Source organism: Streptomyces sp. JNUCC 63, from assembly GCF_054366325.1.
On record NZ_CM135963.1, the window covers coordinates 3621770 to 3634922 of the forward strand.

Below are 13153 nucleotides of genomic sequence, written 5' to 3' on the forward strand. Positions count from 1 at the left end.
CCATGCCGGCGGCCGCCGCTTGAATGTTCAACTGCCGTCCCGCGCCTCTACACCGTGTGTTCCACGGCGCGGCAGATGTTTCTCGAAGCCATGTGGACGTAACGACGAGGAGGGGACCCATGGGCACGAAGGAGCCCGACGGAGACAGACCGGTGGGGGATGCGGACAGGCCGGAACGACGGTTCCGGTGGCGGGCCCGCGGGGTGGACTCCGTCAGCCGGTCGGGGCAGCCGGAGGGGTGGCGGACCGGGCCGGCATGGCGCGAGCTCGACGGTCGGGCCGCGCGGCGGCGCCGGGTCCTCAACGGGGTCGGAGTGGTCGCCGCCGCAGCCGTCGCCCTCGTCGCGGTGAGGCCCGAATTGGCACTGTCGCATCTGCCCGGCGGGCTGGGAGACCGGCTGGGAGACCGGCTGGGAGACCGGTTCGCCTCCTCCTCCGAGGATGTGGAGGCGGCCTCCGCTCCCCTGCCGCCCGAGACCGCCCGGCCCACCTCGGCACCGCCCGCCGCAGACGTGCTCGGCGCACCGACCCTGAAGCGCCCGTTCGCCGGCTCGCCCGCCGAGCGGTGGGCGAACGGCGCCGACGCCATCGTGCTGCCCCCGGCCACCCCCGTGGGCACGCTGAGCAAGACGCAGGTCGCCTCCGCGCTGAAGGCGACCAAGCAGCTCCTGGTGGCGTCGAACCTCGACCCCGCCACCCTGCGCGGAGAGCGCCCGCAGGCGGCGCTGGACGTGATCGAGCCGCGCCAGACCGAGCTGCTCGACCTGCTCGACACCGCGCTGCGCGAGCCGGACAAGGACCACGACCCGCTGTGGATGTTCAGCCGGTTCGACCCGCAAGAGATCCGGCTCGCCGGCGACGTGGTCAAGGTCCGCGGCCGCATGACGTTCAAGCCGGGCGAGCACGCCTCCGTCGTGGTGCACGCCGACTACACCTTCGTCTACCCCGTCACCCGCGCCGGCGGCAGCGCGTCCGAGGTGGAGCGGACTATCGTACGCCGCGTGTTGGACCTGGAGCTCTCCGACCCCACGAAGTACCAGGTCACACCAGGAAAGTTGGCCGTACTCAACTACCTCCAGGAGATAGCCAACTCCGCCTGCGAGATCTACGACGGCTACCTGCACCCGCAGTTCGCCTCGGACGCCCCGAGCGGGGAGCCGCCGACCGGGGCGGCCATGGACCCCTACGACCGCAGCCGGGACCTCGATCCCGAACCGGTCGAGGAGTGCGGCACGGTCACCCGTACCTGACACGGGCGTCCGTGCCGTCACGGCAAGGGCTGTTCCGCCCGGATGACCTTTCCGTCGGTGGTGCAGCGGGTGCCCCACCGTTCGGTGAGCCGGACGACGAGGAAGAGCCCACGCCCGCCCTCGTCCTCGCTCCTGGCGCGGCGCAGCCCGGGTGAGGTACTGCTGCCGTCGGAGACCTCGCAGACGAGTGCGCGGTCGCGGAGCAGCCCTGGCCGGACCGGGCCGTTGGCATACCGGATGGCGTTGGTGACCAGTTCGCCGGCGACGAGTTCGGTGGTGAAGGCCAGGCCGTCCAGCCCCCGGTCAGTGGATACGCCTTCCAGTCGTCAGTCGTTTGTCCGCGCCCGGACGCGGACGGCTCCGCGGACGGGTCACGAGTCGGCCGGGGGATCCTCCGGCAGGTGTGCCTCCAGCTCGTCCGGGCGGTGGTCGGGGAGAGCCGACCGGGCAGCCGCCTCGTGGCGCACCCGCAGGAACTCCAGATGCCGCTCGTACTGGTCGAGGCTGTCGGCGATGAGCTGTTCCTTGGTGTAGCCCATCACGTCGTAGCCCTGGTTGCCCTCGGCGAGCTGGACCTCGAAGCGCACGTAGGTGTCGTGGGTGCTGACCGACTTGGTGGCGAACCCGGGGGTCAGCAACTCCACGGGCCAGACCCGGTAGACGAATTCGTCGCTCGGGCCGATCGGTACTCGGAAGCCGACGTGTGCGAGGCCGTTGTCCTCGTCGACTCCTTCCAGGAGCTCCGCTTCCGCCCCTTGTTCCCGCAGCGCCTGGACGATCTCCTGGAAGGCGGGGCGGCACACGCTGTCGACGAATCCGGTGGCCGCCCGCCGGCCGGGGAACGCCATCATTCGCGCCAGCCGGTGCCGCCAGTTCCGCGCCCCTGACGGACCCTGCTGCACGGTACGCCCGGACAGCGATGACGGCAGCGTGGTGGTCAGCACCTGCGCCCGCATCCGTTCGGTGCGCAGCGCCAGATAGAGCCCCGCCATGATCAAGAACATGACGAAGGAGAAGGGCAGGCCCATGATGATGGTGGCGTTGGTGAGCGCGTGCACGCCGCCCACGATGAGCATGGCGAGGGTCAGCAGCCCTGTCGCCACCGCCCAGAAGATGCGCAGCCACGGGGCCGCGTCGGTCACCGGGGTGGGCAGTTCCGCGCTGAGGTTGCCCATGACCAGGGCCCCGGAGTCCGCGGAGGTGACGTACAGCAGCAGCCCGACGAACGTCGCGAGTCCGGCGCTGAACAGCGCACCCGGGTACTGTTCCAGCAGGTTGTAGAAGCCCTGCTCGGGATGGTTCATGGCCGTTTGGCCGAACGCGGTGTTCCCGTCGCGCACCAGGAACAGGGCGCTGTTGCCGAAGACCGACAGGAAGAGGCCGGTGAAGAGGAGCGGGATGATCAGCGTCGCCGCGATGAACTCCCGCAGGGTGCGGCCGCGGGAGATGCGGGCCAGGAAGAGCCCGACGAACGGCGCCCAGGCGATCCACCACGCCCAGAAGAAGAGCGTCCACGCGTCCAGCCACTCGGTGGGCCTGGACTGCTCGTAGGCGAAGGTGTGCAGGGTCATCCACGGGAAGCGGCTGACGTAGTCCCCGACGTTCTGGACCAGGGCGTTGAGCAACCGGAACGGTTCGCCCACGACCAGGATGTAGAGCATCAGCAGGGCGGCGAGGAGGACGTTCAGCTGCGACAGCCGGCGGATGCCCTTGTCCACGCCGGACACCGCGGACACCATGGCCATCAGCACCGCCACGACGGTCAGGCCGATCTGCGCGGAGAGCCCTTGCGGGACGCCGAAGAGGACTTTCAGTCCGTAGTTCAGCTGCACCACGCCGATACCGAGTGTCACGGAGATGCCGAACACGGTGCCGAGGATGGCCGCCAGGTCGACGGTGTCACCGATCCGTCCGTGGATCCGGCGGCCGATGATCGGATAAAGCGCGGAGCGGATCGCGAGCGGCAGCCGGTACCGGAAGGAGAAGTAGGCGAGCGCCATGCCCATCAGCGCGTACATGGCCCAGCCGGTGATGCCGTAGTGGAACAGTGTCCACACCACGGCCTGCCGGGCGGCCGCGACCGTCTTCGGGTCGCCCTCCGGCGGCGCGAGGTAGTGGCTGACGGGACCGGTGACCGAGAAGAACATCAGGTCGATGCCGATGCCCGCCGCGAAGAGCATCGCCCCCCACGTGAAGAGACCGTAGTCGGGCGTGGAGTGCTTGGGCCCCAGCTTGATCGTGCCGTACTTGGAGACACCGATGAAGACGACGAACGCCAGATACAGGGTCGCGGCGAGGAAGTAGTACCAGCCGAACCACGAGGAGATCCTGGCGACCGCCACTCCGATGACCGACTCCGCACCGGAGGGCGTGACGATCGCCCAGATCGAGATCACGAGGATCACCGCGGCCGACCCGAGGAAGACCAGGGGTTTGAGCCTGCCCGTGCCCGCCGTCCCGGCTTCCGTCACCGACTCCTTCGGTGCTGCTCCGGCACCCTTGCCTCCTGCAGTCGACACGGCCGTGTTCCTCCTTGGTCGAGGACGAGGACATCCTCTCGCGGCGGCAGGCGGCGGCTGCCGCCGCGAGCCACGGAGCGTGGGAGACCTCTCTCGATGTCCGGACTCACGGACTGTGGCACGGGTGAGGGAAGCGGTCTCCTGATGATTCCGCGTTCTCCGTCCAGCACTGGCCGGATGTACTGGTCTCCATCGTCGGTCCCAGGGGTGCGGGCGGCAAACGCCCGCCTCCGGTCACCATGGGAGAAATAGGACGGCTCAAGCCGGTCGGGGAGGGGCAGCGACGAGCCGTGCTCGGCGGCTGCCGGGCCCTCGATGACGCGGCAGCAGTCCACGGGCGCGGACGGCTGCCGACGGGTCACCGCCCCGTCCCCTCCGCAGGCCCGGGACGGCCGGTGAGCAGGTCGGCGGCGCGTTCGGCGACGAGCAGGACGGTCACCATGGGGTTGATGGTGGGCATCGTCGGGAACACCGACGCGTCGATGACACGCACGCCCTCGACGCCGCGCAGTCTCAGCTGGGGGTCGCAGACGGCCATCGGGTCGTCCGGGGCGCCCATGCGGCAGGTGCCCGCCGGGTGGTAGACGGTGTTCGCCGCGCGGCGCCCGTATTCCGACAGGTCGGCGTCGGAGGTGACGTCCGGGCCGGGCGCGACCTCGCGGACGAGCCAGCCGCTCAGGGGGTCGGTGGCGGCGACCTCACGGGCGATCTTCAGGCCTTCCACGATGGTGCGCTCGTCGTAGCCCTCGGGGTCGGTGAAGTACCGGAAGTCCAGGGCGGGGTGTTCGGCGGGGTCGGCGCTGCGCAGCCACATCCGGCCGGTGGAGCGGGCGCGCGGCACGTTCGGCGTCATGCACACGCCGTGTTCCGGCACGGGGTAGCCCAGGCGCTCGGTGTTGACGGTGAACGGCACCTGGTAGAAGTGGAACATCAGGTCCGGGCGTGGCTGGTCCTTGTCGCGGCGCAGGAACAGGCCGGCGTCGGAGTCCATCGCGGAGTTGGGCGGCAGCGGGCCGTCGGTCTCCCAGAGGATCACGGACTCGGGGTGGTCCAGCAGGTTCTCCCCCACACCTGGCAGGTCGGCCCGCACGTCGATGCCCAGGCCGCGCAGGTCGTCGGCCGGGCCGATGCCGGACAGCAGCAGCAGGCGCGGGGTGTCGATGGCACCGGCGCACAGCAGGAGCTCGTGCTCGGCCCGCACGGTGGCGGGCTCGCCGTCGGCGCCGCGGACGGCGACACGGGTCAGCCTCCCCGACTCGTCCGGGAGCAGCCGGTGGGCCCAGGTCTCCAGGAGGAGGGTGAGGTTGGGACGGTCCATCACCGGGTGGAGATAGGCGACGGACGTCGAGGAGCGCAGGTTGCCCTCCGGCTCGTAGGCCAGGGAGAAGAAGCCGGTGCCGTCGGCGAAGGGTTCGGCGTTGAAGTCGTCGATGACGGGGACGCCGAGAGCGCGGGAGGCCGCGGTGACGAAGTCCTTGGCGATGGGATTGCGGTCGGCCTCGGCCACCGGGACGATGCGGGTGAGCAGCCGGTCGCGGTAGGGAAGGATCGTCGCCGGGTCCCAGCCGGTGCAGCCGTGGGCCACCCAGTCGTCGAGGTCCTGCGGCAGCGGCAGAAAGCTGATCAGCGTGTTGTGGGAGGAACAGCCGCCGAGGACGCGGGCACGTGAGTGCAGGATGTGGGAGTTGCCGCGCGGCTGCTCGACGGTGGTGTAACCGTAGTCGAACTCCGAGCCGAGCAGGTTGATCCAGTTGCGCAGGCGCAGGATGCGCTCGTCCCCGACGTCGCTGGGGCCGCCCTCGATGACGCAGACGCGGCAGTCGGGGTCCTCGCTCAGGCGAGCGGCGAGTACGCAGCCGGCGGTACCGCCGCCGACGATGACGTAGTCGTAGGCGGACTCGGCGCCGTGCGGGGTGGTGGAGGCCATGGGGTGCCTTTCTTCGATGGCCGTCGCGTGGGGGGGGCGGGCGGTGTGCCGTGCCCGGTCAGCCCTTGAACCAGCCGGAGGGCGCGGGGGCGAGGTTCTGGTAGATGTGCTTGGCCTCCTGGTACTCGCGCAAGCCGGTGGGGCCCAGTTCGCGCCCGACGCCGGAGCGGCCGAAGCCGCCCCACTCGGCCTGCGGCACATAGGGGTGGAAGTCGTTGATCCACACGGTGCCGTGCCGCAGTCGCTGGGCGACGCGCTGGGCGCGGCTCGCGTCGGAGGTCCACACGCCGCCGGCCAGGCCGTAGCGGGTGTCGTTGGCCAGTTCCACCGCCTCGTCCTCGGTGCGGAAGCGCTCGACGGTGACGACCGCTCCGAAAACCTCCTCCTGGACGATGCGCATGGACCTGTCGCAGTCGGCGAAGACGGTCGGCAGCAGGAAGAAGCCGCGGCTCAGCGCGGGGTCATCGGGGCGGGTGCCCCCGGTGACGAGCCGGGCGCCCTCCTCCAGGGCGGCGGCGATGTGGCGTTCGACCTTCTCACGGTGCTCGGCGGAGCTGAGCGGGCCGCTCTCGGTGCCCTCCTCCATGCCGTTGCCGAGGCGGATCGCCCGGGCGCGTCGGGCGAGGGAGTCGACGAAGCGGTCGTACAGCGTGTCCTGGACCAGCAGGCGTGAGCCGGCCGAGCAGACCTGTCCGGCGTGCAGGAAGGCGGCGTCCAGCGCGTTGTCCACGGCGGCGGCGAAGTCGGCGTCCTCGAAGACGATGTTGGGGTTCTTGCCTCCCAGTTCCAGGGCGATGTTCTTCGGCCCCTGGGCGGCGGCGGCCATGATGGTGCGCCCGGTGGCCAGGCCTCCGGTGAAGGACACCAGGTCGACCTCGGGGTGGCCGGTCAGGGCCGCGCCGACGGTCGCCCCGGAACCGAGCACCAGGTTGGCGACGCCGGGCGGCGCGCCGGCCTCCTCGATGAGCCGGATCATGGCGATCGTGGTGAGCGGTGTGATCTCGCTGGGTTTGAGGACGAAGGTGTTGCCGGCGACCAGCGCCGGCGCCACCTTCCACGAGGCTTGCAGCAGCGGGTAGTTCCAGGGGGCGATGAGCGCGCACACTCCGACCGGCTGGTAGACGACACGGCTGAGGACGCCCGGACCGACGTCCACGACACGGCCGCCGTCCTTGCCCGCGAGTTCGGCGAAGTAGCGGAAGGCGTTCGCCACGTCCTCCACGTCGAAGCGGGCCTCGGTCAGCGTCTTGCCGGTGTCGAGGGTCTCGGTGCGGGCGATCTCCTCCTTGTCCCGCAGCAGCAGGTCGCGGACACGGAGCAAGAGGTCGGCGCGGTGGCGGGTGGGGGTGTTCGCCCAGTCCTCCTCGTCGAAGGCACGCCTGGCGGCGCGCACCGCGCGGTCCACGTCGGTGGCGTCGGCCTCGTCCACGGTGGTGATGACGGAGGCGTCGTACGGGTTGACCACCTCCCGGCGACCGCCGGCCGCCGCCTGAGTCCACTCGCCGTCGATGTACAGCTCGCCCACCGTGGGGCCTCCTTCGCAGCAGTCCGGCGCCGATCGGTTCGACGGTCAGCCACATGGCCCATTGTGCGAGCGGCGGCCACGGGGCGCATCGCCACGAGCGCGACCGGGTGGTCCAGGCGACCCGGGCGGGCCAACGACCGGACGGACCGGCAAACAGTTCGCCGATGCCGCGGCACCGGAGGAGCTGTTCACCGGTCAGTGGCGACCGGCCATCCGTTCTCGGCGAAAGCACGTCGCCCATGGGAGAGCCGCCGAAGCATGGCGTCGGAAAGGGCGGCGGCGAGCTTCGGTTCATACGACACCGCGTTCCTCCTTTCCGTCCCCGTCGGACACATGCCGACCGCACGTCATTCCCGGAGTGGGTGACACGTCGGTCGAGACCTCCGCCCAGACCACTTTGCCCACGGGACGGCGAGGCGCCCACCCCCAGCGCACGGCCAGGACGTCCACCAGGAGCAGGCCGCGGCCCGACTCCCCGTCGGGGTGGGACGAGGGCGCGGTCTCCGGTGGCCGTTTGGCCGAGGCGGCGTCCGCCACTTCGACGCGGATCACGTCAGTCGTCACGTCGAGGGCGAGGCTCAGAGCGAAGTCGTGGCCGGGGACCCGGCCGTGTTGTACGGCGTTCGCCGCCAGCTCGCCGACGATGAGCGCGACCGTGCACGACGCGTCCGACGCCGGCGGGTGTCCCCACTCCTCCATGCACCGCACGGCAGCGCGCCGGGCCAGCCGCGCGCCTCGGGGCGTGGAGGCGAACTGAGCCGTGAAAGTAATGGGGGTGGGTGCCACGCCTTCACCCGACGTGGTCGTTCCTGTCAGCACGGCCTGTCCGCCCTTCGTGCACGAGTCATCACGGTCCGTATTCAAGCGTCGGCATACGGCCCTACTCTCGGAAGGAGGCGCAGCCTTACCTTTCAGCTCGTAAGGAACGGAAGTAACGCCTTGGCCAACGGAATTGACCCCAGTACGTCCATGGCGGCGCTGTTCGGTTCGCGGGTGCGCAGACTCCGTACGGCCGCCGGACTGACCCAGGCCGAACTCGGCAGGAAGACGCACGTGGTGAGCACCCGGATCACCCAGATCGAGCGCGCCTCCGGGGCGAAACCGACCTTGCACATGGCGCGGGCACTGGACGCCGCCCTCGGCGCGGACAACCTGCTGATCGAGCTGTGGCCGTACGTGTATCGGGAGGCGTTCCCCAACTGGTCACGGGTGTTCATGGCGTACGCGGAGAGGGCCGTGTCCATCAGGCAGTACGTGGCGCACGTGGTGCCGGGCCTCTTGCAGACGGAGGCTTACGCACGCGCCGTTCTCAGCCTGGACGCGCTGCTCGACAGCGAGGAGCAGTTGGAGGAGCGTGTCCAGGCCCGAATGGGGCGTCAGGAACGACTCGGTTCGCCCGACCGGCCAGAGCTGTGGATGATTCTCGACGAGGCAGTACTGAGACGCCCGATCGGCGGATCGGCTGTGATGCGAGAGCAGTTGGAGCGATTGCTCGATGCGGCAGAGGAGCGTCGCACCACCGTGCAAGTGCTGCCGTTCGACCAGGGCGGGCACGAGGCGATGGGCGGGTCCCTGACGCTTCTGACGCTTCCGGACGGTACAGAGGCCGCCTATACAGAAGGCTCGGACTACGGCCAACTCACCGAAGAATCGGCCAACGTCAGTCGCTACAAGGTGATTTACGATCGGCTGCGGGCAGTAGCCCTGCCCCCGCTCATGTCGCTCGACATGATCCGATCCGCGATGGAGGGCACCTACCGTGGCGCGAACGTCCCATCCCCATCTGAACGGCGCCGCTTGGCGCAAAAGCAGCTACAGCAATCAGGCCGGGGGCGACTGCTTGGAGATCGCGGACGGACTCCCCGGCGTGGTCCCCGTCCGTGACAGCAAGATCCCGGGCGGACCTGTTCTCGCCTTCGCGGCCGGCTCCTGGGCCGCATTCATAGGTGAATTGCGGGACGGGCACCACCGGGGCTGAGCCGACGGGGTTCCGGTCACCCTCCGTCTTCCGGGCCCGCCGGACCCTTGCCCGCGAGGGTCCGGCGGGCCACCGGCCTCCGTAAAGAACCGGGGAAAGAACTACCCGCCCACCCACCCTCCCGGCCCATGTCACCCGTCCGAGTGACCGGCTTGCGGAGGAGGGATACGGAACGTTACGTTCGCCGCAACAACCGCAAACAGAGACGGCCCCCGGCCGGGACGGCAATCCCGATCGAGGGCCTGACCGATCAGGAAGCAGAACCTTCCCGATGGCTGACTCGCAGTCTAACGCGCGCCTGCGCGCCGACGCCGGAGCTCCGACTTCCGGCGTGATCCACGTACGCACCCGGCTCACGGCCGACTTCACGGTGATCTCCAACGCCCTCGCGCAACGGCGCGGCAGCGCGGTCACGGTCGGCGTCGCGGCGTACATCTCCTCCCTGCCGGACGGCTCACCCGTGAGCATCGACGCCCTGTGCGAGCACTTCACCGAGGGCGAGATCCTGATCTCGCGGGCGCTCAGGGAGCTCGAAGCGGCCGGATACCTGGAGCGCCGCCGCGAGCGACTGTCCACTGGGCAGATCCGTACCCGGACATACTTCTACGACGTGCCCGGCGGTGCCCCGGACGAGGACCCTCCCGAGCCGCCGAAACCGCCCCGGCCCCGCAAGCAGCGCACCGCTGCGGAAGCCCCGCCCGCATCCGTGGCCATGCCCGACGAGGCGGCGGAAAACCTGGTGTCACTCGCCGACACCGACCCGCAGGCCGTCGCCGTACTCACCGCACTGCGCCGGGTCGATCCCCGCCTGATCCTGTCCGGGCAGGAGGCCGCCCGCCTGGCACCGGCCGTCGCCGACTGGCTCGCGGCGGGCGTCGAAGCGCACCAGATCACCGAGCTGCTCACCACAAGCCTCCCCGACCGCTTCCGTGCCCGCCCGGCGAACATCCTCGCCTTCCGCCTCCGGGAGACGCCTCTGCCCGCCCCTCCCCCGCTCACGCCGATCGCGGAACGCCCGGCCGTCCTGCCCTTCCAGACCTGCGACGGCTGTGACCGGGCCTTCCGTGCCCCGGAACCCGGCCGTTGCCGGGACTGCCGCTCCGGGAACCGTCTGCGTGCGGCCGGCTGAACCGGTGGCTGGGTGTGCGGTCGACCTACGGGTGGCAGGCTTGATGTGCGACGATGCCGAACTCGGCACCAAGAGGAGGTGCGCCAAGAGGAGGTGCGCCAAGAGGAGGTGCGCCAAGAGGAGGTGGAGCATGGTCGACAGGTTCAAGGACGGACTTCTGACGCCCGCGGAAACGGCCTCCTACCTTGAGATTCCGCAGTCGACTCTCACCTCGTGGCTGAAGGGCAAGGCTGCCGGAGCACCTCTGGTCCACCAGGTGGAGCCGGTACGGAAGGGGCAGCCCTCGGTGCCTTTCATTGCGGTGGCCGAGGCGCACGTCCTTCGTTCCCTGCGCTCCCTGGGACTGCGCATGAGCGAGATCAGGAAGGCGGCTGCCGCGGTACGGGACGCCTTCGACACTCCCTACGGCCTGGTGTCGAAGCGGATCGCAACGGATGGCGTGGACATCTTCATCGAGCACGGTTTGGGGGATCTTCGCCGGGCCCGGGACGGTCAGGCCCCCATCCAGGAAGTGGTCTCCGACTACCTCCGCTACCTGACCTGGGAGCCCGACGACGACTTCCCCTCCAGCCTGCGGCTGAGGCAGTACCCGAGATCCGTCCCCGTCGTGATCGATCCGAGGTTCGGCCACGGTCGTCCCGTGGTGGCCTCCAATCGTGTCGCGGTGAACGCCATCACCGACCTGTGGGAGGCCGGGGAGACCGTCGAGGACATCGCGTACGACTTCGACATGACACCTGAGCAGGTCGACGCGCTGTGCCGTGCAGTGGTGCGCCTTGCCGCCTGAGTTCTTCCTCGACCGGAATCTCGGTCGCCGTGTTGCCGAAGGGCTGAGGGCCTTCGGATGGATCGTTCACCGCATCGGAGATGTCTTCCCTGACGACGGGCAGGACGTTGCCGACGAAGAGTGGATCACTCACGGTCTCGACCAACTGTGGGTCCCGCTCTCGAAGGACGGACGGATCAAAAGCCGGGGCCTGGAAATCCGGCCTGTCCTTGAGCGTGAGGCGGTGCTGTTCTACCTCGACAACCAGCAGCCTCGCAGCATTGAGATGGTCGAACGGCTCAACGCACACCGTGACGCAATCCACAGGGCTGTGGAAAAAGGCGGTCCAGCGGCCTACGCGGTGCGACGCGACCGCATCGAGCGCACGTGGCCGTGACGGACGGGCAGTCCTGGACCGGGCCGGAACCCGTACACAGGTGAGCGGCCCGGACGTGGGAGTGCGGGCAAGTTAGTCTCATACCCATGACCAGCGACGATCCCGCACCGATCACCCGCTCCATCGAGACCCGCTCCGAGCTCTCGCCGGGCGCGGCCGAAGCCGTGCTCGGGCTGTTGGCGGTGGCTGCCCGGGACGACGGGCAGCAGGCCGTGTCCGAGCAGGGGCGGTTGCAGTTGCGCGGGGGTGCTCGGCCGGGGGTGTCCCATCTGCTGCTGAGCGTCGACGGGGAACTGGTCGGGTACGCGCAGTTGGAGGACACCGATCCGGTGGAGGCGCCGGCCGCCGAGCTGGTGGTGCATCCGGCGCATCGCGGGTACGGGCACGGGCGGGCGCTGGGTGCGGCGCTGCTGGCCGCGTCCGGCAAGCGGCTGCGGGTGTGGGCACACGGCGGGCACTCCGCCGCCCGGCATCTCGCGCAGGTCCTCGGGCTGACCCTGTTCCGCGAACTGCGGCAGATGCGGCGGCCGTTGACGGGCTTCGACCTGCCCGAGCCGGTACTGCCCGAGGGCGTGACGGTGCGGACCTTCGTGCCCGGGCAGGACGACGCCGCCTGGCTCGCCGTGAACGCGGAGGCGTTCGCCCACCATCCCGAGCAGGGCTCCCTCACCCAGCGGGACCTCGACGACCGCAAGGCCGAACCGTGGTTCGACCCGCGGGGGTTCTTCCTCGCCGAGCGGCAGAGCGACGGCCGGTTGCTCGGCTTCCACTGGACCAAGGTCCACCAGGAGGAGCGGCTGGGCGAGGTGTACGTCCTCGGGGTCCGCCCCGGCGCCCAGGGCGGCGGCCTCGGCAAGGCCCTCACCCTGATCGGCCTGCGGCACCTGGCCGCGCGGGGACTGCCGACCGCGATGCTCTACGTCGACGCCGACAACAAGGCGGCCGTGTCCGTCTACGAGCGGCTGGGCTTCACGACGTACGAGACGGACCTCATGTACCGGGCGGAGACCTGACGGACCCGGCGTTCAGCGGTTCCGGTGTGCACACCGCCCACACCATCGCGCCGGACGCCAGGATCATGCCCCACCAGCCGTGCGTCGCCGCCCAGTTCGGGTCGTCCGGCGTCACCAGCAGGCTCCAGCGGTGCGGTACGAGCAGCGAGCCGATCGCCAGGGTGAGGAGCGCGACCGCCGCGCCGGTGCCGGGCAGGGGCTCGGTGCGGAAACGCACCGACGCCGCCGCCAGCGACAGCGCCGTCGCGGCGATCGCGGCCGCCTCCAGTGCGACCGCGCCGAGCGGGGGGCGTGCTCCGTGCGGTACGAGGAGCAGCGCGGCCGTCCACCACGCCGCCGCGAGCGGCGCGACGAACGCCAGGCGCAGCCCGGCCCGCACCGGGCGCCGTACCGGTACCGCCTCGGTGGTGCGCCGGGCGGGGTCGTCCAGCAGGAACGCCAGTCCGAGCCCGCCGGTGAGCGCGACCAGCCGCAGCAGGAACAGCCCGGCCGCCGGGCCCGCCGCCTGACCGGGCAGCCGGGCGCTCGCGGCGATCAGCAGCCCCAGCCCGGCCGCCGCCCCCGTCACCCGCCACGGCAGCGAGCACCACACCGGCCGCAGCAGGGCCCGGGCCACGGTCCGGACGCCGCCCTTCCCGGGCCCGCGGGG

At 70.5% G+C, this 13153-nt stretch carries 12 protein-coding genes and 1 pseudogene; 7 read left to right on the top strand and 6 right to left on the bottom strand.

Features of this window, described 5'->3' with window-relative positions; genetic code table 11:
- The first annotated feature begins 119 nt into the window (after positions 1 to 119).
- Positions 120 to 1250: a hypothetical protein gene (locus ACX25U_RS16530; RefSeq protein WP_454392868.1), complete on the top strand. Its 1131-nt coding sequence runs from the start codon at positions 120 to 122 to the stop codon at positions 1248 to 1250.
- Positions 1251 to 1267: 17 nt separating this feature from the next.
- Here ACX25U_RS16530 and ACX25U_RS16535 read toward each other — a convergent pair.
- The 5 genes and pseudogenes from ACX25U_RS16535 to ACX25U_RS16555 form a co-directional block, all read right to left on the bottom strand.
- Positions 1268 to 1549 (bottom strand): annotated as a pseudogene (locus ACX25U_RS16535) (ATP-binding protein); the annotation flags it as partial.
- Positions 1550 to 1621: 72 nt separating this feature from the next.
- Positions 1622 to 3769, bottom strand: a complete 2148-nt coding sequence (betT, locus tag ACX25U_RS16540) for a choline BCCT transporter BetT (RefSeq protein ID WP_454392870.1) — start codon at positions 3767 to 3769, stop codon at positions 1622 to 1624.
- A 358-nt stretch (positions 3770 to 4127) separates the two neighbouring features.
- A complete protein-coding gene (locus ACX25U_RS16545; protein WP_454392871.1) occupies positions 4128 to 5696 on the bottom strand; it encodes a GMC family oxidoreductase in 1569 nt (522 codons plus the stop codon).
- A gap of 58 nt (positions 5697 to 5754) precedes the next feature.
- On the bottom strand, positions 5755 to 7221 hold the full coding sequence (locus ACX25U_RS16550) for an aldehyde dehydrogenase family protein (protein WP_454392873.1): 1467 nt from the start codon (positions 7219 to 7221) through the stop codon (positions 5755 to 5757).
- A gap of 291 nt (positions 7222 to 7512) precedes the next feature.
- The gene (locus ACX25U_RS16555) at positions 7513 to 8040 is read right to left on the bottom strand and encodes an ATP-binding protein (protein WP_454392875.1); all 528 of its coding nucleotides are present in this window, start codon (positions 8038 to 8040) and stop codon (positions 7513 to 7515) included.
- Positions 8041 to 8190: 150 nt separating this feature from the next.
- Here ACX25U_RS16555 and ACX25U_RS16560 point away from each other — a divergent pair, with 150 nt between their 5' ends.
- From ACX25U_RS16560 to mshD, 6 genes are all read left to right on the top strand, one after another.
- Positions 8191 to 9105, top strand: coding sequence for a helix-turn-helix domain-containing protein (locus ACX25U_RS16560; RefSeq protein WP_454392877.1), 915 nt, complete (start codon positions 8191 to 8193; stop codon positions 9103 to 9105).
- On the top strand, positions 9062 to 9199 hold the full coding sequence (locus tag ACX25U_RS16565) for a DUF397 domain-containing protein (RefSeq protein WP_454392878.1): 138 nt from the start codon (positions 9062 to 9064) through the stop codon (positions 9197 to 9199). The genes ACX25U_RS16560 and ACX25U_RS16565 overlap by 44 nt, the downstream gene beginning before the upstream one ends.
- 271 nt (positions 9200 to 9470) lie before the next feature.
- A complete protein-coding gene (locus ACX25U_RS16570) occupies positions 9471 to 10328 on the top strand; it encodes a hypothetical protein (RefSeq protein ID WP_454392880.1) in 858 nt (285 codons plus the stop codon).
- Between the two features lie 130 nt (positions 10329 to 10458).
- Positions 10459 to 11115, top strand: coding sequence for a DUF433 domain-containing protein (locus ACX25U_RS16575; RefSeq protein WP_454392882.1), 657 nt, complete (start codon positions 10459 to 10461; stop codon positions 11113 to 11115).
- Positions 11105 to 11491 carry a PIN-like domain-containing protein gene (locus tag ACX25U_RS16580; RefSeq protein ID WP_454392884.1) on the top strand — a complete coding sequence of 129 codons (387 nt, stop codon included), beginning with the start codon at positions 11105 to 11107 and terminating at the stop codon, positions 11489 to 11491. Before ACX25U_RS16575 ends, ACX25U_RS16580 begins: the two co-directional genes overlap by 11 nt.
- Before the next feature lie 86 nt (positions 11492 to 11577).
- Entirely contained in the window at positions 11578 to 12504 is a 927-nt protein-coding gene (gene mshD, locus ACX25U_RS16585; RefSeq protein ID WP_454392886.1) for a mycothiol synthase, read from the top strand.
- Here the strand turns inward: mshD and ACX25U_RS16590 are convergent.
- On the bottom strand, positions 12482 to 13120 hold the full coding sequence (locus ACX25U_RS16590) for an ABC transporter (protein WP_454392888.1): 639 nt from the start codon (positions 13118 to 13120) through the stop codon (positions 12482 to 12484). The two genes, mshD and ACX25U_RS16590, sit on opposite strands and share 23 nt — an antisense overlap.
- Between the last annotated feature and the right edge of the window lie 33 nt (positions 13121 to 13153).

Bases quoted from the DNA above. Each gene is read 5' to 3' on its own strand.
- mshD (WP_454392886.1), top strand. From the start codon at position 11,578: ATGACCAGCGACGATCCCGCACCGATCACCCGCTCCATCGAGACCCGC.
- ACX25U_RS16570 (WP_454392880.1), top strand. From the start codon at position 9,471: ATGGCTGACTCGCAGTCTAACGCGCGCCTGCGCGCCGACGCCGGAGCT.
- ACX25U_RS16530 (WP_454392868.1), top strand. From the start codon at position 120: ATGGGCACGAAGGAGCCCGACGGAGACAGACCGGTGGGGGATGCGGAC.
- ACX25U_RS16575 (WP_454392882.1), top strand. From the start codon at position 10,459: ATGGTCGACAGGTTCAAGGACGGACTTCTGACGCCCGCGGAAACGGCC.
- ACX25U_RS16545 (WP_454392871.1), bottom strand. From the start codon at position 5,696: ATGGCCTCCACCACCCCGCACGGCGCCGAGTCCGCCTACGACTACGTC.
- ACX25U_RS16560 (WP_454392877.1), top strand. From the start codon at position 8,191: ATGGCGGCGCTGTTCGGTTCGCGGGTGCGCAGACTCCGTACGGCCGCC.